This is a genomic window from Streptosporangium sp. NPDC004631 (assembly GCF_053601935.1).
Genome location: NZ_JBSGCR010000019.1, coordinates 68,276 through 87,296, shown reverse-complemented (window position 1 = coordinate 87,296; position 19,021 = coordinate 68,276). Strand labels below are relative to the sequence as shown.

Sequence of the window (19,021 nt, the reverse complement as noted above, 5' to 3'; positions counted from 1 at the left end):
CCACCGGCGACTCTCCGGAAAACGCTCCGTAGCCTGCTCGGCACACCGCGGTGGGGTTCGAGAACATTCACGACGCGCACCCCCTCCGGCCGGTCCACCCTCTCCACTGGGGCGTATTGGAAAGATCTACGGGATCGGGGCCGGAGGCGATCGCAAGATCTTTTGTTATCCCGGCAATAGCCTCGGGTTACGTGGCCCCACCGGCGTATCCCCGCCTATACCGCAGGCCGCCCCCGCGCCGCCTCTCACCGGGATCGGCGCATGACGACACGGGGGGCGAGGTCGATGCCCAGGTCCCGTTCGTGAGCCACCAGTGCGGTCAGTTCCGGCCCCCATTCGGCGGGGTCGAGTACGGCGAAGCCGTGCCGGGCGTACCAGGGCGCGTTCCACGGCACGTCCCGGAAGGTGGTCAGCGTCACGGCCGCCGAACCGGCCGAGGCCGCGTGGTCGCAGACCGCCTCCAGCAGGCGCCCGCCGACGCCCCGGCGCCCGTGGCCGGGGTGGACGGCGAGTTGGTCGAGGTGGACCGTGCCGTCCACCCAGCCGATCATGGCGAACCCGATCGGCGGATCACCGGCGACCAGGACCCGCGACGGGTCGCCGGTCTCCTCGATCATCGTGGTCCCCGCCGGAAAGGCGATCCCCACCTGGGCGAACAGCCCGTCGGCCGCGACCTCGACCGCGGCGAGCCCCGGCAGCTCGCCCGGCTCGGCCCAGCGGATCTCCGGCGAAGTCGAAGATCGAGTGCTTGTCATGGAACTGGAGGATATAGCGGCACCGCGTGCAGACCATGAGGGGTATCCGGTGGGAGGTGATCCCCCTCATCGGCTGTCGATCCTGCCGTGCTTCCGACGAAACTCGGCGCCCGCGCAGAGTGGGCAGGTGAGCCGGGATCGTGTCATGCCCGGACGACGAACGGCACGGCGCCGGCGTTCCCGGCCTACAGGCCGAGCAGATGCTCCAGGCCGACGGTCAGTCCCGGCATCTCGCCGATCCGGCGCACCCCCAGCAGCACGCCCGGCGTGAACGACGAGCGGTTCATGGTGTCGTGCCGGATGGTGAGAATCTCCCCGTCACCGCCCAGGAGCACCTCCTGGTGGGCGATCAGCCCGGCCAGCCGTACCGAGTGCACCCGGACCCCGTCCACGTCCGCGCCCCGCGCGCCCTCCATCTCGGCGCTGGTGGCGTCGGGCATGGGAGCGGCCTCGGCCCTGCGCCTCGCCTCGGCGATCAGCTCCGCCGTACGGCGCGCGGTGCCCGAGGGCGCGTCCGCCTTGTTCGGGTGGTGCAGCTCGACGATCTCGGCCGAGTCGAAGTAACGGGCGGCCTGCTGGGCGAAGTGCATCATCAGCACGGCCGCGATACCGAAGTTGGGGGCGATCAGCACGTTGACGCCGGGGGTTGTCTCAAGCCGGCCGCGCACGGTGGCCAGGCGCTCGGCGTCGAAGCCGGTGGTGCCGACCACCGTGTGGATGCCGTGGGAGACGCACCACTCGATGTTGCTCATGACCACGTTGGGGTGGGTGAAGTCGACCACCACCTCGGAGCCCTCCAGCTCCTCGATCGGGTCGCCCTTGTCGACGGCCGCGACCAGTTCCAGGTCGTCCGCCGCGGCCACGGCCTTGCACACTTCGATACCGACACGCCCTCGGGCGCCGAGAACTCCAACCCTGATCACGGCCCCAAGGCTATACCTTCCCCCCTCCCAGGGCCGCGCCGACCTCGCCCGGCACGTTCCGGGCCCCACCGGGGGACACCTCGGGAAGAGATCTCGGGAAGGGTCCCCGCACCGGGACGGGGAGGGCGAGACGGCCCCGGAGCGGGAGCACCGGGGCCGTTCGCTGTGAGGATCGCTAGGCGTTCAGAGCCCAGCTGAAGTCCTTGTCCTCGTAGGGGCCGATGACCGCGAGGGTGGTCGGGCGGCTGAGCACGTCACGGGTGACCTCGGTGATCTCGTCCGGGGTCACCGCCTCGATCCTGGCCAGCACGTCGTCCACGGTGAGCTGCTCGTCGAAGACCAGCTCGCCCTTGCCGATCCTGGACATCCGGGAGCCGGTGTCCTCCAGGCCCAGCACGAGGCCGCCGCGGAGCTGTCCCTTGCCGCGGACGACCTCCTCCTCGGTGATGCCGTCGGCGATCACCCGGAGGATCTCCTCGTTGCAGATCTTCAGCACGTCGTCGATCTTCGAGGGCAGGCAGCCGACGTAGATGCCGAACTGGCCGGTGTCGGCGTAGGCGGAGGTGTAGGAGTAGGCCGAGTAGGCCAGGCCCCGCTTCTCCCTGATCTCCTGGAACAGCCGCGAGGACATGCCGCCGCCGAGCGCCGCGTTGAGCACGCCGAGCGCGAAGCGGCGCTCGTCGGTGCGGGTGAGGCCGGTCGTGCCGAGGACCAGGTTGGCCTGCTCGGTCGGCCGGTGCAGCACCCGGACGCCGGAGCGGGTCTCGACCCCGGGGCCGGAGACGCGCGGGGCGAGCGGCGAGGCGTCCCCGCCGAGGGCTCCGGCCCGCTCGTAGGCGGCGGCGACCAGGGCGACGACCTGCTCGTGGTCGACGTTGCCCGCCACCGACACCACGGTGCGGGTGGGCAGGTAGTAGCGCCGGTAGTACTCCGCGATCCGGTCACGGCTGACCGCGTTGATCGAGTCGACCGTGCCGAGGATCGGCCGGCCGATGGGCGTGTCGCCGTACAGCTCGGCGGAGAACTGCTCGTGCACCACGTCCGAGGGATCGTCGTCGTGCATGGCGATCTCCTCCAGGATCACGCCACGCTCGGCCTCGACGTCCTCGGGGGTGATGAGCGAGGAGGTCACCACGTCGGCGAGCACGTCGATCGCCACCCGCAGGTCCTCGTCCAGGACCCGCGCGTAGTAACAGGTGTACTCCTTGGCGGTGAAGGCGTTGATCTCACCGCCGATGCCCTCGATGGCTGCGGAGATCTCCAGGGCGTCCCGTGTGGGGGTGCCCTTGAACAACAGGTGTTCAAGGAAGTGGGAGGCCCCCATGTGCTCGGGGGTCTCGTCACGCGAGCCGATGCCGACCCACATGCCGACCGCGACGGAACGCACGGTCGGCATGGACTCGGTCACCACCCGGAGCCCACCGGGGAGGACGGTGCGCCGTACGACCCCGGCACCGTCGGGGCCGGGGTACGCAGTGGTGGTCATCACGAGTTGCGGTCTTCTCCTCCGCGGCTGCCGTTGCCGCCGCCGCCGCTGCTCCGGGTACGGGTACGGCGGGGCCGCTCCTCCCGGGGCTGGTCGTCGGAGGAGGCGACCGGCTCGTCGGAGGAGCCGCCCTCGGCCTTGGCCGCGGCCTCCTTCTCGATGACCTCGACGGGCACCAGGGAGAGCTTGCCGCGCGAGTCGATCTCGGCGATCTCCACCTGGACCTTCTCGCCGACGTTCATGACGTCCTCGACGTTCTCGATGCGCTTGCCGCCGTGCAGCTTGCGGATCTGGGAGACGTGCAGGAGGCCGTCCTTGCCCGGCATGAGGGAGATGAAGGCACCGAAGGCGGCGATCTTGACGACCGTGCCCAGGTAGCGCTCGCCGACCTCCGGCATGTGCGGGTTGGCGATGGCGTTGATCGCCGACCTGGCCGCCTCCGCGGACGGGCCGTCGGTGGCGCCGATGTAGATGGTTCCGTCGTCCTCGATCGTGATCTCGGCGCCGGTGTCGTCCTGGATCTGGTTGATCATCTTGCCCTTCGGGCCGATGACCTCGCCGATCTTGTCCACCGGGACCTTGATCGTGATGATGCGCGGGGCCGTCGCGTTCATCTCCGCCGGGGAGTCGATGGCCTCCTGCATCACGTCGATGATGGCCAGACGGGCGCCCTTGGCCTGCTTCAGCGCGGCGGCCAGGACCGAGGCGGGGATGCCGTCGAGCTTGGTGTCGAGCTGGAGCGCGGTGATGAGGTCCTTGGTGCCGGCGACCTTGAAGTCCATGTCGCCCATGGCGTCCTCGGCACCGAGGATGTCGGTCAGCGTGACGTACTCGTCGCCCTCGTTGATGAGACCCATCGCGATGCCCGCGACGATGCCCTTGAGCGGGACACCGGCGTCGAGCAGCGCCATGGTCGAGGCGCAGACCGAGCCCATCGAGGTCGAGCCGTTGGAGCCGAGCGCCTCGGAGACCTGACGGATCGCGTAGGGGAACTCCTCGCGGGCCGGCAGGACCGGGACGAGGGCCCGCTCGGCGAGCGCGCCGTGGCCGATCTCCCGGCGCTTGGGCGAGCCCACCCGGCCGGTCTCACCGGTGGAGTAGGGCGGGAAGTTGTAGTTGTGCATGTAGCGCTTGGTGCGCTCGGGGTTGAGCGTGTCGATCATCTGCTCCATCCGGAGCATGTTGAGCGTGGTGATGCCCAGGATCTGGGTCTCGCCGCGCTCGAAGAGGGCCGAGCCGTGCACCCGGGGCACGACGTGGACCTCGGCGTTGAGCTGGCGGATGTCCTTGACGCCCCGGCCGTCGATGCGGACGCCCTCGGAGATGACCCGCTCGCGCATGAGCCTCTTGGTCAGCGACCGGAACGCGGCGCCGATCTCCTTCTCACGGCCCTCGAAGTCGGGGCCGACCTTCTCCGCCGCCAGGGCCTTGAGCCGGTCGAGCTCGGCCTCGCGCTCCTTCTTGCCCGCGATGGTCAGCGCGGCGGCCAGCTCACTGCTCACCGCGCCGGTCACGGCCTCCAGGACGTCGTCCTGGTAGTCGAGGAACAGGGGGTACTCGGCGGTCTCCTTGGCGGCGACCTTGGCGATCTTGGCCTGCGCCTCGCAGAGCACCTTGATGAACGGCTTGGCGGCCTCCAGGCCCTGCGCCACGGTCTCCTCGGTCGGCGCGACGGCCCCCTCGGCGACGAGCTTGAGCGTGTCACGGGTGGACTCGGCCTCGACCATCATGATCGCGACGTCGCCGTCCTCCAGGACGCGGCCCGCCACCACCATGTCGAAGGTGGCGTTCGCCAGCTCCGTGTGGGTCGGGAAGGCCACCCACCGGCCCTCGATCAGGGCGACGCGGACGCCGCCGATCGGGCCGGAGAAGGGCAGCCCGGCGAGCTGGGTGGAGAGGGAGGCGGCGTTGATCGCGACCACGTCGTAGAGGTGGTCGGGGTTGAGCGCCATGATGGTCGCCACGACCTGGATCTCGTTGCGCAGCCCCTTGACGAACGACGGGCGGAGCGGCCGGTCGATCAGGCGGCAGGTGAGGATGGCGTCCTCGGAGGGACGGCCCTCACGCCGGAAGAAGGAGCCGGGGATGCGGCCCGCGGCGTACATCCGCTCCTCGACGTCGACCGTCAGCGGGAAGAAGTCGAGGTTTTCCTTCGGGTTCTTGGAGGCGGTGGTCGCGGAGAGGACCATCGTCTCGTCGTCGAGGTGGACGACGGCGGAACCCGCCGCCTGGCGCGCGAGCCGGCCGGTCTCGAACCGGACGGTGCGTGTGCCGAAGGGGCCGTTGTCGATAACGGCTTCACTGCTGTGGACACCCTCCACGGGGGACCTCCTCTGGGTCGGTCGCCCGCGTCCACTCAGGCGCGCGTGATGCGCCTGAGTCGTCTTCTTGCCGGCTCCCCGTAGGTGCAGCGCCGGTCTTCGATCGAAGCGCCCGGTTCCGTATGGCTCACACCATGATGACCGGGGGCCACTACCGAGGACCGGCCCTCCGACGCCGTGGGGCGCGCTTGCTGTGCGGACGCGGGGCACTATCTCGGCTATTCAGTTTTGCTCACCGGGGCGGCGTCTTAACGGCGCGACGCGCCGACACCTGCCCATATGAGATGAGGGAGCGGCGTGAACGCCGCTCCCTCACAACGTTATCGGCGCAGACCGAGCCGCTCGATCAGCGAACGGTAGCGCGCGATGTCCTTGCTCTGCAGGTACTTGAGCAGCCGGCGGCGGCGGCCGACCAGCAGCAGCAGACCACGACGGCTGTGGTGGTCGTGCTTGTGCAGCTTCAGGTGCTCGGTGAGCTCGCTGATGCGCTTGCTCAGCAGCGCGATCTGCACCTCGGGGGAACCGGTGTCGGTCTCACCCTTGGCGTACTCACCGATGATCTGCTTCTTGGCGGCGGTGTCGAGCGACACGTTTCTCCTTGAACCTCTACGGGCACGCGCGATTTTCAGATGCCCGAGCGACCGTGCGTGCCTACAGTCGCCGTGGCGAGATCAGCGCCGGGGTTTCGACACCACCGGTCACAGAGCTGACATGCCAGGTTACCACCAGGTCTCGGACTCTCGCACATTCGCGGGTCACGACCCGGCTGTACGGCCACGCGCACCGGCCATCCGGCCGAGGTGCGCCGGAGCCGAGGTCAGGAGGTGAGGCGGCGGGCCTCGTCCACATCGGCGCGCATCTGCTCGATGAGCTCCTCGACCGAGTCGAACCTGAGGTTGGCGCGGAGCCGGGTCCCGAAGTCGACGGCCATGTGGGCGCCGTAGAGGTCCAGGTCGTCACGGTCGAGCGCGTACGCCTCGACGGTGCGGGGCACTCCCTCGAAGGTGGGGTTGGTGCCCACCGAGATCGCGGCGGGCCAGCGCTCGCCGCCGTAGACGGCGGGCAGGTTGCCGGTCGCGACACCCTGCAGCCAACCGGCGTAGACGCCGTCGGCCGGGATCGCGGTGAAGTCCGGCGGCTCCACGTTGGCCGTCGGGAAGCCGAGCCGCCGGCCGCGCTGGTAGCCGCGGACGACCACGCCCTCGACCCGGTGCGGGCGGCCGAGGGCCAGCGCCACGGCGTCCATGTCCCCCGCGGCGAGGCGGTCGCGGATGAGGGTGGAGGAGATGGCCTCCCCGTTGCTGACCAGCGGGACCGCCTCGGCCACGAAGTCGTACTTCTCCCCGAGGGTCTGCAGCGTCTCGACGTCGCCCGCCGCCTTGTGACCGAAGCGGAAGTTCTCCCCCACGACGACCCCCGCCGCGTGCAACCGGTCCACCAGCACGGTCTGCACGAACTCGTCCGGGGTCATCCGGGAGAACTCCAGCGTGAACGGCAGCACGCAGACCGCGTCCACGCCGAGCCCGGCGAGCAGCTCGGTGCGGTGCCGGGCCGTGGTCAGCCGGAGCGGATGCGTGCCCGGCCGCACGACCTCCTCGGGATGCGGGTCGAAGGTCACCACCACCGAGGGAAGCCCGAGCTCGGCGGCCATCGCGACGGCGCGGGCGACCATCTGCTGGTGACCCCGGTGAACCCCGTCGAAGACGCCGATCGTGATGACGGACCTGCCCCAGTCTTCGGGCACGTCGTCCAATCCGTGCCAGCCTCGCACCGTAGCCTCTTCCCCTTGTAGCGGATCGACCCCTAAAGCCTGCCATGCTGACCGGCCCCGACTCCAATCGGGGAGGTCAGCGGGAAGTGACAGGCCACCTGACGTCCGCCGACGTGATTCAGCGGCGGACGCTCGGTACGGCAGCGCGCCCGGGCGGCCGGGCAGCGGGGGTGGAAGGAGCAGCCGGTGGGCCGGTCGATCGGGCTGGGCACGTCGCCGGTCAGCACGACGCGCTCGCGGCGCGGCGCCCCGGACCCGTCGTCGATCTCCGGGACCGCCGAGAGCAGGGCGTGGGTGTAGGGATGCGTGGGGGCGGCGTACAGCGCCTCGGCCTCGGCCACCTCGACGATCTCCCCGAGGTACATCACCGCGATCCGGTCCGACACGTGCCGTACCACGCCCAGGTCGTGCGCGATGAAGACGTAGGTGAGCCCCAGCTCCTCCTGCAGGTCGGCGAAGAGGTTGAGCACCTGCGCCTGCACCGACACGTCCAGCGCGGAGACCGGCTCGTCGGCCACCACCAGCCTGGGTGACAGGGCGATGGCCCTGGCGATGCCGATCCGCTGGCGCTGGCCGCCGGAGAACTCGTGGGGGTAGCGGTCCAGGTGGGTTCTGGCCAGGCCGACCAGGTCGAACAGGTCGGCGACCCGCTTTTCGACCGAGGCGGCACCGCCGTGACCGTGGATCCTGAGCGGCTCGGCGACCGCGTCACCGGCGGTGCGGCGCGGGTTGAGTGAGGCGTAGGGGTCCTGGAAGACCAGCTGCAGGCCCCTGCGGACCGGGCGGAGGCTCCGCCGGGACAGGGTGGTGATGTCCTGCCCGTCGAACTCCACCGTGCCCGCGGTGAGGTCGGTCAGCCGGACCAGGCAGCGGCCGAGCGTGGACTTGCCGCACCCGGACTCGCCGACCACGCCGAGGGTCTCCCCGGTACGGACCTCCAGCGACACCCCGTTGACGGCCTGCACGCCGCGTCGGCCCCGCCCCCTGAAGTGCTTGACCACGCCGGTCGCCCTGAGCAGGGGGCCGGGCGTCGCGTCCACCCCGCCTGTCGCGTCTGCCACGCACGCCTTGTCCGTCTTGTCCGTTGTGTTCACAGATCGCTCACCGTTCCTCATCCGCCACGAGGGCGGTACTCCGTGCCGGGGCCGAGTCCTGGCCGCGCCGGTCGCCGCGCCGGTCCCCCCTCGGGTCACCGTCCCGGCCTCCGTCCCGGTCGCCGCGCCGGATCAGGCCCCGGCCCTCCTCGGGGAGCCGGCAGGCGTCGAGGTGACCGGCCGCGCCGGTGAGCGGGGGAGCCTCGTCGCAGGCGGCGTGGCGGTGGGCGCAGCGGTCGGCGAACGGGCAGCCTGCGGCCGAGACGCCGGGAATGCCGGGGATGGTGGGCAGCCGCCGGACGCGCGGGCCGCCCACCCGGGGCACCGAGTCGAGCAGGCCCCAGGTGTAGGGGTGACGGGGGGCGTGGAAGACGTCCCTGCGGGGACCGCGCTCCACCGCGCGCCCGCCGTACATGACCAGGACCTCGTCCGCGATCTCGGAGACCACCCCCATGTCGTGGGTGATCATGACGATCGCCGAGCCGTGGTCGGCGCGCAGGCGGCGCATCAGGTCGAGGATCTGCGCCTGGGTGGTGACGTCGAGCGCGGTGGTGGGCTCGTCGGCGATCAGCAGTCCGGGGTTGCACGACAGCGCCATGGCGATGACCACGCGCTGGCGCATGCCGCCGGAGAACTCGTGCGGGTAGGAGTCCACCCGCTTGCCGGGGGCGGGGATGCCGACCTCGTCGAGCAGCCTGACCGCGCGGTCGCGGGCCGCCCTCCTGGAGACCTTCTCGTGGGCGCGGATCTGCTCGGCGATCTGCCGGCCGACCGGGTAGACCGGGGTGAGGGCGGTCATCGGGTCCTGAAAGATCATGGCGATCTCCCGGCCCCTGATCGCCCGCATCTCGCGGTCCCCCAACGCCAGCAGATCCCGTCCGCGAAAGATGACATTTCCGGAAATTTCAGCGTTTGGGGTGCGGATCAGGCGGAGCACACCGAGCATCGACACGCTCTTCCCCGAACCGGACTCCCCCACCACGCCCAGCACCTCGCCGGGCCGTACCGAGAAGGACAGGCCGTCGACGGCGGTGAACCGGCCCCCGCCGGTGCGGAAGCGGACCCGGAGATCGGTGACGTCGAGAAGCGGTTGGTCAGGCACGGCGCACCCTCGGGTCGAGCCGGGCGTACAGGACGTCCACCACGGCGTTGGCCAGCACGACGAAGAAGGCCGCGTACAGGACCGAACCCATGATCACGGGCAGGTCGAGGTTCTGCAGCGCCTGGTAGGTGAGCTTGCCGACGCCCGGCAGGCCGAAGACCACCTCGGTGAGCAGCGCGGCGCCGCCGACGAGGGCGCCGAAGTCCAGGCCGAACAGCGACACGATCGGGATCAGCGAGCAGCGCAGGGCATGCCTGATCAGGATGCGCCGTTCGGACAGGCCCTTGGCGCGGGCGGTGCGCACGTAGTCCTCGCCGAGCGCCTGGATCAGCTCGCCGCGGAGCAGCCTGGCGTAGATCCCCGCGTACAGCAGGGCCAGGGTGAGCCAGGGCAGCAGCAGGTGGAGCGCCCACTGTCCGGGGCTCTCCGAGAGCGGGACGTAGCCGAGCGGCGGCACCCAGGAGAAGACCGAGTCGTGCAGCTCCTTCTGGGTGATCAGGTTGACCACCTCGCCCAGCCAGTAGACCGGCAGCGAGACGCCGAAGACGCCGAGCAGCATGACCAGCGGGTCGACCACCGTGCCGCGCATGGCGCCGGCCAGGGTGCCCATCGCCACGCCGAGCACCATCCAGATCACCGCGGCGCCCACGACGAGCGAGAGCGTGACCGGGACCGCGGCCATGATCTGCGGGATCACCAGCGTGCCCCGGTTGACGAACGAGGTGAGGTCGTGGGTGACGAAGAGGTGCTTCATCATCATCAGGTACTGCACGGGCATCGGCCGGTCGAAGCCGAACGACGCGCGCACCTGCTCCAGCGTGGCCGGGTCGGCGTTCTTGCCCGCGATACGGGCCGCCGGATCCACCCCCGGGGTGGCGAAGAAGATCAGGAAGACCAGCACGCTGATCGCGAAGAGGACGAGCACCGCGGCGCCGAGGCGCCGCAGGATGTAGCCGGTCATCAGACGCCTCCCCGCAGCCGGGCGTTCGGGTCGAGCGCGTCGCGCACGCCGTCGCCGAACACGTTGAGCGCGACCGCGGTCAGCGCGACGAACAGACCGGCGGCGATCGTGATCATCGGCCGGGTGTAGAGCAGGGCCAGGCCGTCGTTGATGATCGTGCCCCAGCTCGCGTCGGGCGACTGGACCCCGACCGACAGGAAGGACAGCGCCGACTCGGTGAGCATGTTGAGCGCGGTCATCAGCGGCAGGAACACCACGACCGTGGGCAGGATGTTCGGCAGCACCTCACGGCGCATGATCCGCGAGTCGCTCGCGCCCAGGCCCACGGCCGCGTGCAGGAACTCCTTGCCGCGCAGCGTCATCACCTGCCCGCGCAGCGGCCGGGCGACGTACGGGACGTAGATGAGCGCGATGATGACGACCGGCAGCGCGAGGCTGCCCGCGTCGATGTGGACCGGCCCCAGGTGCAGGCCGCTGGTGAGCAGCACCACCGACAGGCAGATGGCCAGCAGGTAGACGGGGAAGGCCCAGATCACGTCGAAGAACCGGGAGAGCACCGCGTCGATCCAGCCGCCGAAGTATCCGGCGATCACGCCGAGCCCGGTGGCCAGCGCGCAGCAGAGCAGGGCCGAGGAGACGCCGATCAGCAGGCTGTTGCGCCCGCCGTACAGGAGCCTGGCCATGACGTCACGGCCCTGGTTGTCGGCGCCGAGGAGGTAGTGGGCCGGGTCCCAGGTCGGGCCGATCGGGGTGACGCCGAGACCGAGGCCCTCGGTGCTCTGCTGGAGGACCTGGACCTCCTGGCCGCCCACGATCGTGGTGCCGGAGATGTTGGAGACGAACGGGTCGGTGTGCGCGACCAGGCCCGCGTATACCGGGGCCAGCAGGCAGGCGAGTGCGATGAGGAACAGCCCGGCCCCCGCGGCCATCGCCGAGCGGTTGCGCAGGATCCGGGGGGCGGCCCGCCGCCACGGCCCGGCGCCTGGCCGGACCGGGGCGGCGGCGACAGGGATGGTCTCGGCCCCGTTCACCGTGCTCATCTACTTGACCCAGAGCTGGGAGATCAGCATGAAGAACTGCTTGTGGAACTGGTAGTTGCCGACCCGGGCGGAGACGAAGTCCACCTGCTTGGGGGTGAACAGCGGGATGATCGGGCTCGCCTTGGTCAGGTCGCGGTCGAGCTCGCCCCACTTGACGTTCGCGGCGTTCTTGTCGGTCCGGTCCAGCGTCATGGCCTCGGCGATCCGGGCGTCGACGTCCTTGTCGCAGAAGCCGGAGATGTTGATGCTGGAGTCGCTGCCGGGGCGGAAGGACGCGCAGGAGAGCAGCACGTTCAAAAAGTCCGAGGCCGCGGGGTAGTCGGCGTACCACTGGGAGACGCTGACCTGGACCTTGTTCTTGTCGTTCTGGATGTAGGTGAAGTGGATGTTCGTCGAGATGACCTTGAGCTTGGCCCGGTAGCCGATCTGCGTCAGGGTGCTGCGGACGTACTCGCCGATCTGCTTGCTGACGTCGTCGTCGGCGACGACCACCGAGACCTCCTGGCCCGCGGTGCCGGAGCTCTGGACGAGTTGCCTCGCCTTGGCCAGGTCCGGCTTGGGGAAGTCGCAGAAGTCGGCGTGGCCGGGGATGCCGGGCGGCAGCAGCGTGCAGGCGGGCTGGGCCACGTTGGCCCCGCCGTACATCTTCACCACGGCGTCGCGGTCGATCGCCCAGTTGAGCGCCTGACGGGCCTCGGGCTTGTCGAAGGGGGCGAGGTTGACGTTGAGCGGGAGATACCAGAAGGCCGAGAGCTGGTTCACGTGCGCCTGGGAGGCGTACTTGGCGCCGATCTCACCGAGCCGGTCGGCGGGCAGCGGGTCGAAGACCCAGTCGGCCTGGCCGTTCTGGATCGCGGTGACCGCGGCCTCGGCGGTGAGGCCGTAGGAGTAGACGATCTCGTCCGGGTAGCCCTGCGGCTGCGCCTCGCGCGACCACTCGGTGAAGTTGGGGTTGCGGACGAGCCTGAGCTCCTTGTTGGGGTCGTAGGAGACCGCCGTGTAGGGGCCGGTGCCGCCGATCGGCGTGCTGCCCTGGTCCTTGGCCGGGGTCTCCTTCGGCAGCACCGCCGCGTGCGGGAGCGCGAGCTTGAGCGGGAACTCCGAGTCGGGCTTGACCAGGTTGACCGTGACGGTGTTCTTGACCCTGTCGGCGACCACGCCCTTGGTGAGCGTGCACTCCCTGGGCCTCTTGACGCAGTCGGCGGCGCCGACGATCCCGGCGTAGAAGGTGCCCGAGGTGGGTCCGGAGACCTTGTAGATCCGCTCGAAGGAGGCCACCACGTCGTCGACGGTGACCTCGCCGCCCCCGGCGAACTTCACGCCCTTGCGGAGGGTGAAGGTGTAGGACCTGCCGTCCTGGCTGACCTCGGGCATCGCCTCGGCCAGGTCGGGCACCACGTCGTAGGAGGCCTCGCCGCCGACCTTCTTGAAGGCCAGCAGGCCGTCGTACATGGCCTGGAAGACCTGCCAGTTGCCGTTGCTGTAGTTGATGTGCGGGTCGAGCGTGCCGTCCCCCGCCTTGGCCTGCAGGCGGAGCGTGCCGCCCCTGTGCTGCTCCTGGAAGGCCGCGGAGCCCGCCTGGGAGGGGTCGGCAGGTGCGGCGGGTCCGGCCTGGGAGGAGCCTCCCGAGCAGGCCGCGGAGAGGGCGAGCAGGGCCGCGCTCGCCGTGACGGTGATGGTGCGCTTCATGGGGGTCCTAGTCCGTGGAGTCGAGGAAGGAGCCGACCACCTGCAGGAAGAGCTCCTCTTCCTCGATGTGCGGCATGTGGCTGGAGTGCTCGAAGATCTGCCATCGGACGTCGGGGATGTGGTCCGCGAAGGGCTGCACGGTGCGAGGGGTGGCCTCGTCGTGCCGTCCGGAGACGAGCAGGGTCGGCGCGGTCACCCGGTGCAGCCGGTCGACGACCGACCAGTTCCGCAGGGTGCCGACGACGTGGAACTCGGTCGGCCCGTTCATCGTGTGGTACACGGTCGGGTCCTCGGCGGTCTTGGCGTCGCTGGCCAGGACCTCCGGCGGGTTGGGCACGATCGTGCAGACGTGCCGGGCGTTGAACACCTTCTCCGCCGCGCGGTACTCGGGGCTGCCGGTGGTCCCGGCCGCCTCGTGCTCGCGGAGCGTCCGCTCCACCTCGGCCGGGAGCCCGGCCCGCAGCCGGTCGCACTCCTCGCGCCAGAGCTCCATCGAGGCGGGCGAGTCGGCGATGACCAGGCCCTTGAGTCCCCCGGGCCGGCGTACGGCGTGCTCGGCGGCGAGCATGCCGCCCCAGGACTGCCCCAGCAGGTGGTAGCCGCCGGTGATGCCCAGGTGGCCGAGCAGGCTGTCCAGCTCGTCGAGGAAGAGCCGGACGGTCCAGAAGTCGGCGCCCCGGTCGGGCAGGTGGGTGGAGAGTCCCACGCCGAGCTGGTCGTAGTGGACGACCGCGCGGCCCCGCTCGGCCAGCCGTGCCATGCGCAGCGTGTAGTCGTGGGCCGCGCCGGGGCCGCCGTGCAGCACGACGAGCGGGGCCCTGTCCGCGTTCAGGTCGCCCGTGACGCGGTACCAGGTCCGCCAGTCGCGGAAGGGGGCCAGACCTTGGGTGGTCGGCTCGGGGATTGCCACCGCGGTCCTCCATACAGCATGTGGGGGCATATGTCGCCAAGTGCAACGAATGTCTGTTTGCGGACATCTTATGCACTAATGGCCTGGGCACAATACCTTTTTTAGGATCACGAGGTTGTGTAACGTGCCGGATGTGCACCCCGACGCGACGCCCCCGACCACCGACGACCTCTCCCGCATGCTGGGCCGGGTGCTGGACGACACCGGCCGGTCCGCCGCGCTCGGGCCCGTCAGGGTGCGCTCGGTGGCCACCGAGGTCGCCGACCGGCTGATGACCGCCGTCGCGATAGGCGACTACCTGCCCGGCGAGCGGCTGCCCGGGGAGCGCGAGCTTGCCCTGATCCTCGACGTGAGCCGCGCCACGATCCGCGAGGCCATCGGCCGGCTGCAGGCGGTGGGCATCGTGGAGATCAAGCGGGGCCGGACGGGCGGGGCCTACGTCCGGGTGAGCTGGACCGAGGCCACCGCCTCCGCCGTGCGCCGGACGCTCCTGCCCCGCTGGCCCGAGATGGAGCAGCTGTTCGACATACGCTGCCTGGTGGAGGGGCTGGTGGCGCGGACCGCCGCGCTCCGCCGTACCGAGGAGGACCTGGCGGCGATGCGGGCGGCGCTGGACGGCTACGCGGCGGCCCGCACACTGGGCCAGGAGCAGGCCGCCGACGCGGCCTTCCACGGTGCCGTGCTGGCCGCGACGGGCAATCCGAAGATCAGCGCGCTCAGCCGGGACCTGCTGACGCGGGTGAGCCTGGGATTCCCGGTCGAGCCGTACGGGGAGGACGACCCCGAGGACTACCGGCGGGCGCTGATCGAGCACCGGAAGATCTACGAGGCGATCGCGGCCGGCGACGCCGAGCGGGCGGGCTCACTGGCCGAGAGGCACTTCACGCTCACCTCCGACATGATGCGCGACATGCTCGAACGCGCCCGGGGCCGCCCCTCCTGACCCTCCCGGCGTTCAGGCGCGGGCCTCCAGGTAGCCGATCAGGGTTCGGACCATCGCCCCGGTCGCCCCCGCCGGGCCGAGATCCGTGGCCTTGTCGAGGTAGGCGGTGGTGGCGAAGTCCAGGTGAGCCCAGGGCAGCCCGGCGGTGAACGGCCGCAGGAACAGCGCGGCGATCGTCGCGTCGGCCAGGCTGCCGCCGTCGTTCCTGGAGTCGGCCACCTCGGAGCTGAGCCGGTCGGCGTACGGCTCCCAGAGCGGCAGCTCCCACATCGGCTCCCCGGCCCGCGCCCCGGCGGCGATCAGCTCGCCGACCAGGCCCCGGTCGGCGCCGATCACCCCGGTGATGTCCTCACCGAGCGCGTGCATCACCGAGTAGGTCAGCGTGGCCGCGTCGATCAGCACGTCCGGTGAGCTCTCGGCCAGGTAGGCGAGCGCGTCGGCCAGCACCAGGCGTCCCTCGCTGTCGGTGTCGGTCACCTCGGTCGTCCGTCCGTTGCGGTGCCTGAGCACGTCCCCCGGCCGGATCGCCGAGCCGCCGACCATGTTCTCGGCGGCGGGCACCACGGCGGTGACCCCCACCGGCAGCCCCAGCCGGGCGGCGGCCCGGACGACCGCGAGCATGGTCGCGCCTCCCGCCATGTCGCACTTCATGGTGGACATCGCCCGGAGGCTCTTGATGGCGAGACCTCCGGAGTCGAACGTGATGCCCTTGCCCGCCAGGCCGACCGTTCCGCTGACGCCGTCACCGGGGTGGCTCACCTCGATCAGGCACGGCGGGTTCGCACTGGCCGCGCCGACGCCCAGGATGCCGCCGAAGCCACCCTCGCGGAGCGCGCCGGCGTCCAGCACCCGCACACTCAGCCCGTCCGCCTCCCCCATCGCCCGCGCCCGCCCGGCCAGGTCCATCGGGACCAGGTCGCCAGCCGGTGTGTTGACCAGGTCGCGGGCGAAGGTCACCGCGTCGGCGACGATCCCGGCCCGGGCGACGTCCGCCCGGGCCGCGCCGGCCTGTTCTCCCGCGCCGACGAGGACGATCAGCCGCCGTACGGCGGGCCGCCGCGCCGAGGTCTTGTAGCCGTCGAACCGGTAGCCGCCCAGCCGCACACCCTCGACGACCGCCTGGACGTGGGGGAAGGCGATCGCCACGGTGGGAAAGTCGGCCAGCCGGGGCGCGACGCGGCCGACCGCCCGCCGTACCGCGTGCTCGTCGCCGCCCTCCCCGTCGCGGCCCTCTCCGTCGCCGAGCCCGACCAGCAGGACCGCGCCCGCCACGAAGGCGTCCCCGTCCCGGCGCGGCAGCAGGAGGTCCTCGCCGGACTTGCCGGTGAACCCGACCCGGCCGAGCGGTCCGCCGAGGCCGAATCCGGGGTCGCGCCCCTCGCGCACCGGCAGAACCAGCAGGTCCGCGGTGATCTCGGCGGCGGGCAGGGACGAGAGGGACACCTCCATGAGGAGACTCCTAACAGGTTTTATGGTTCGGTGCACGAACCATAAAGCATTGTCCCGCCACACCCCGCACCGGGTCAGGAAACGAACACCGCCAGCGACTTGGCGATCTTGCCGTCCTCCTCGACCAGCGCGAGCAGCGTGCCGTCCGGGCCGAACACCCCGATCGGCCCCCGCCCCAGGCCCAGCGACGGCAACCGGCCGCCGTGCGCGACGACGCCCGCCTCCTCCGCGGTCACATCACGGCGCGGGAAGGCCGCGGCGACCGCCTCCGCCATCGGCAGGATGACGCAGTCGGCGGAGAGCCGCTCGACGGTGCGGGCCATCGACAGGTCGTAGGGGCCCACCCGGGTGCGCCGCAGCGCGGTCAGGTGACCGCCGACGCCCAGGGCCGCGCCCAGGTCACGGGCGAGCGCCCGGATGTAGGTGCCGCTGGAGCAGGTCACCGAGACGTCCACGTCGATCACCTCGCCGGCGCGGCGGACGCCGGTGACCTCGAAGCGCGACACGGTCACCGGGCGCGCCTGGAGCTCGACCTCCTCCCCGGCCCTGGCCCGCTTGTAGGCACGCTCACCGTTGACCTTGATGGCGCTGACCTGCGGCGGGATCTGCATGATCCGGCCGGTCAGGGCGGCGACACCCCGCCTGACCTCCTCCTCGCCGACCCCGGCCGCCGAGGCCGACCCGATGATCTCGCCCTCGGCGTCGTCGGTGTTGGTCGACTGGCCGAGCCGGATCGTGCCGTCGTAGCCCTTCTCGGTGAGCGCGAGATGGCCCAGCAGCCTGGTCGCCTTCTCCACACCGACCACCAGCACACCGGTGGCCATCGGGTCGAGCGTGCCGGCGTGGCCGACCCTGCGGGTGCCCGCGACGCCCCGCAGCTTGCCGACGACGTCGTGCGAGGTCCACCCGGCGGGCTTGTCCACGATGATCAACCCGCTCGGTGGCGGGGTGCGCTGGGCGCGAGCCGTACTCATTGGTCGGAGAGGTCCTTGTCGCGAAGGGCTGGGGCAAGTGGGCTCCCGGCAGAGCCGGGAGGGCTACAGGAGGACCCGCAGACGCGCCATCGTCTCCTCGACGGGCAGGTGGGAGGTGAAGCCGGCGGCCTTGGCGTGGCCGCCCCCGCCCAGCTCGGCGCAGACACGCGCGACGTTCACCGCCCCCTTGGAGCGGGTGGAGACCTGCCAGGCCCCGTCGTCGTCCTCCTTGAGGATCACTGCCACGTCCGCCTCGTCGGTGCGGCGGATGACGTCGATCATCCCCTCCACCTCGTCGTACGGCAGGCCGTACCCGGCCCGGTCGTCCCGGGTGACGAACGTCCAGACCAGCCCGGGGCCGGTCTCGGGCTCCAGTGTCACCCTGTCCAGGACGGCGCCGAGCACCCGGAGGTAGGCGAAGGGAGAGCGATCCCACAGCTCCCGGGCGATCTGTTCGGGGTTGAGCCCAGTGGCCAGCATGCGGGCGGCCATCAGGTGCGCCTGCGGGGTGGTCGAGGAGTGCCGGAACGAACCGGTGTCGGTGACCAGCCCGGCGTACAGGCAGGTCGCCACATCCCTGTCGATCGGCAGGCCGAGCCGCCGGATCAGCTCCTCGGCCAGGACTGCGGTGGCCGCGGCCCCCGGGTCGACCAGGTTGAGCGTGCCGAACCCGGTGTTGGACGCGTGGTGGTCCAGCACGATCAGCTCGCGCGCCTTGCCCGCGTTGGCGGCCAGCGTGCCGAGCCGGTCGGTGAGGGGAACATCGAAAGTGATCATCAACTCGGGCGTCGGCGGGTAGTCGCCCGGCTCGGCCAGCAGATCCTGCCCCGGCAGGAACCGCAGCAGCCTGGGCACCCGGAACCGCCGCTCCCCGAAGGAGGCCGTGACCCGCCTGCCCGCCGCGCGCAACGCCATTCCGACGGCCAGCATCGAGCCGAGCGCGTCCGCGTCCGGCGAGATGTGACAGGCCAGCGCGATCTCCCCGGCGGACGAGACCAGCCCGACGGCCCGGTCCCAGTCACCGCCGGGTACCGGACCGCCGTCACGCAGGTCGGACGTCACTTCGCGGGGTGTCCCGCCCGCTCCGACGACTCCGACGGCTCCGGCAGCTCATCGTCGCCGTCCTCGGCCCCGCCCTCGTCCGGCTTGCGGTAGGGGTCCGCGTCGCCGGCGTGCTTGGCGTTCTCGGCCCGCCTGGCGATCTCGGCGTCCCTCGCCTTGGCCTCGGCGAGCAGGCCGTCCAGATGGCGGGCGGTGTCAGGGAGCGGGTCGTGGGTGAACGTCAGCGTCGGCGTGTGGCGCAGACCCGTCTGACGGCCCACCTCCGAGCGGATGAGCCCCTTGGCGCTCTCCAGCGCCGCGGCGGAGTCGGCCCGCTCGGCCTCCGAGCCGAACACGGTGTAGAACACCGTGGCGTCGCTGAGGTCGTTGGTGATCCGTGTGTCGGTCACCGTCACGAAGCCCAGCCTCGGGTCCTTGATCCGCCGCTCCAGCATCTCCGCCACGATCTGGCGGATCCGGTCGGCGATCTTACGTGCGCGTGCGGCGTCCATATTCGCTCCCCCCTTCTCACAGTAACGACCGGACGCGAGCAGGGTTGTTT

Annotated in this window: 17 protein-coding genes; 1 reads left to right on the top strand and 16 read right to left on the bottom strand. The window is 71.0% G+C overall.

The annotated features are described in order from the left end of the window. Positions 1-245 precede the first annotated feature (245 nt). From ACWEF2_RS20000 to ACWEF2_RS19945, 12 genes are all read right to left on the bottom strand, one after another. Entirely contained in the window at positions 246-755 is a 510-nt protein-coding gene (locus ACWEF2_RS20000; RefSeq protein ID WP_453817191.1) for a GNAT family N-acetyltransferase, read from the bottom strand. Positions 756-940: 185 nt separating this feature from the next. Then, entirely contained in the window at positions 941-1,678 is a 738-nt protein-coding gene (gene dapB, locus ACWEF2_RS19995; protein WP_453817190.1) for a 4-hydroxy-tetrahydrodipicolinate reductase, read from the bottom strand. 175 nt (positions 1,679-1,853) lie between these two features. Next, positions 1,854-3,164, bottom strand: coding sequence for a M16 family metallopeptidase (locus tag ACWEF2_RS19990; protein WP_453817189.1), 1,311 nt, complete (start codon positions 3,162-3,164; stop codon positions 1,854-1,856). Then, the gene (locus ACWEF2_RS19985; protein ID WP_453817187.1) at positions 3,164-5,485 is read right to left on the bottom strand and encodes a polyribonucleotide nucleotidyltransferase; all 2,322 of its coding nucleotides are present in this window, start codon (positions 5,483-5,485) and stop codon (positions 3,164-3,166) included. Before ACWEF2_RS19985 ends, ACWEF2_RS19990 begins: the two co-directional genes overlap by 1 nt. Before the next feature lie 320 nt (positions 5,486-5,805). Further along, complete coding sequence (rpsO, locus tag ACWEF2_RS19980; protein WP_089207893.1) at positions 5,806-6,075, bottom strand: 30S ribosomal protein S15; 270 nt, start codon at positions 6,073-6,075, stop codon at positions 5,806-5,808. A gap of 227 nt (positions 6,076-6,302) precedes the next feature. Next, a complete protein-coding gene (locus ACWEF2_RS19975) occupies positions 6,303-7,256 on the bottom strand; it encodes a bifunctional riboflavin kinase/FAD synthetase (protein WP_453817184.1) in 954 nt (317 codons plus the stop codon). A 32-nt stretch (positions 7,257-7,288) separates the two neighbouring features. Next, complete coding sequence (locus tag ACWEF2_RS19970; RefSeq protein ID WP_453817182.1) at positions 7,289-8,350, bottom strand: ABC transporter ATP-binding protein; 1,062 nt, start codon at positions 8,348-8,350, stop codon at positions 7,289-7,291. 7 nt (positions 8,351-8,357) lie between these two features. Further along, complete coding sequence (locus ACWEF2_RS19965) at positions 8,358-9,452, bottom strand: ABC transporter ATP-binding protein (protein ID WP_453817180.1); 1,095 nt, start codon at positions 9,450-9,452, stop codon at positions 8,358-8,360. Next, positions 9,445-10,413 carry an ABC transporter permease gene (locus ACWEF2_RS19960; RefSeq protein ID WP_453817178.1) on the bottom strand — a complete coding sequence of 323 codons (969 nt, stop codon included), beginning with the start codon at positions 10,411-10,413 and terminating at the stop codon, positions 9,445-9,447. The genes ACWEF2_RS19965 and ACWEF2_RS19960 overlap by 8 nt, the downstream gene beginning before the upstream one ends. Then, positions 10,413-11,453: an ABC transporter permease gene (locus tag ACWEF2_RS19955; protein ID WP_453817176.1), complete on the bottom strand. Its 1,041-nt coding sequence runs from the start codon at positions 11,451-11,453 to the stop codon at positions 10,413-10,415. Before ACWEF2_RS19955 ends, ACWEF2_RS19960 begins: the two co-directional genes overlap by 1 nt. After that, positions 11,454-13,142 (bottom strand): ABC transporter substrate-binding protein, encoded by a 1,689-nt coding sequence (locus tag ACWEF2_RS19950; RefSeq protein WP_453817174.1) that lies wholly within the window; start codon positions 13,140-13,142, stop codon positions 11,454-11,456. Between the two features lie 7 nt (positions 13,143-13,149). After that, the gene (locus tag ACWEF2_RS19945; protein WP_453817172.1) at positions 13,150-14,052 is read right to left on the bottom strand and encodes a proline iminopeptidase-family hydrolase; all 903 of its coding nucleotides are present in this window, start codon (positions 14,050-14,052) and stop codon (positions 13,150-13,152) included. Between the two features lie 124 nt (positions 14,053-14,176). On the opposite strand from ACWEF2_RS19945, the gene ACWEF2_RS19940 reads away from it, so the two are divergent. Further along, positions 14,177-14,995 (top strand): FadR/GntR family transcriptional regulator, encoded by an 819-nt coding sequence (locus ACWEF2_RS19940; RefSeq protein ID WP_453817170.1) that lies wholly within the window; start codon positions 14,177-14,179, stop codon positions 14,993-14,995. Between the two features lie 12 nt (positions 14,996-15,007). On the opposite strand, the gene ACWEF2_RS19935 is transcribed toward ACWEF2_RS19940, so the two are convergent. From ACWEF2_RS19935 to rbfA, 4 genes are all read right to left on the bottom strand, one after another. After that, positions 15,008-16,444 (bottom strand): leucyl aminopeptidase, encoded by a 1,437-nt coding sequence (locus ACWEF2_RS19935; RefSeq protein WP_453817168.1) that lies wholly within the window; start codon positions 16,442-16,444, stop codon positions 15,008-15,010. 74 nt (positions 16,445-16,518) lie between these two features. Further along, the gene (gene truB / locus ACWEF2_RS19930) at positions 16,519-17,418 is read right to left on the bottom strand and encodes a tRNA pseudouridine(55) synthase TruB (protein ID WP_453817166.1); all 900 of its coding nucleotides are present in this window, start codon (positions 17,416-17,418) and stop codon (positions 16,519-16,521) included. Between the two features lie 63 nt (positions 17,419-17,481). Then, the gene (locus tag ACWEF2_RS19925; RefSeq protein ID WP_453817164.1) at positions 17,482-18,480 is read right to left on the bottom strand and encodes a DHH family phosphoesterase; all 999 of its coding nucleotides are present in this window, start codon (positions 18,478-18,480) and stop codon (positions 17,482-17,484) included. Continuing rightward, positions 18,477-18,971, bottom strand: a complete 495-nt coding sequence (rbfA, locus tag ACWEF2_RS19920; RefSeq protein ID WP_453817162.1) for a 30S ribosome-binding factor RbfA — start codon at positions 18,969-18,971, stop codon at positions 18,477-18,479. Before rbfA ends, ACWEF2_RS19925 begins: the two co-directional genes overlap by 4 nt. Positions 18,972-19,021 lie beyond the last annotated feature (50 nt).

What these genes read in the sequence shown, in the direction of transcription:
- ACWEF2_RS19960 (WP_453817178.1), bottom strand. Translation starts at nt 10,413, where the DNA reads ATGACCGGCTACATCCTGCGGCGCCTCGGCGCCGCGGTGCTCGTCCTC.
- ACWEF2_RS20000 (WP_453817191.1), bottom strand. Translation starts at nt 755, where the DNA reads ATGACAAGCACTCGATCTTCGACTTCGCCGGAGATCCGCTGGGCCGAG.
- rbfA (WP_453817162.1), bottom strand. Translation starts at nt 18,971, where the DNA reads ATGGACGCCGCACGCGCACGTAAGATCGCCGACCGGATCCGCCAGATC.
- ACWEF2_RS19955 (WP_453817176.1), bottom strand. Translation starts at nt 11,453, where the DNA reads ATGAGCACGGTGAACGGGGCCGAGACCATCCCTGTCGCCGCCGCCCCG.
- ACWEF2_RS19950 (WP_453817174.1), bottom strand. Translation starts at nt 13,142, where the DNA reads ATGAAGCGCACCATCACCGTCACGGCGAGCGCGGCCCTGCTCGCCCTC.
- ACWEF2_RS19935 (WP_453817168.1), bottom strand. Translation starts at nt 16,444, where the DNA reads ATGGAGGTGTCCCTCTCGTCCCTGCCCGCCGCCGAGATCACCGCGGAC.
- ACWEF2_RS19990 (WP_453817189.1), bottom strand. Translation starts at nt 3,164, where the DNA reads ATGACCACCACTGCGTACCCCGGCCCCGACGGTGCCGGGGTCGTACGG.
- truB (WP_453817166.1), bottom strand. Translation starts at nt 17,418, where the DNA reads ATGAGTACGGCTCGCGCCCAGCGCACCCCGCCACCGAGCGGGTTGATC.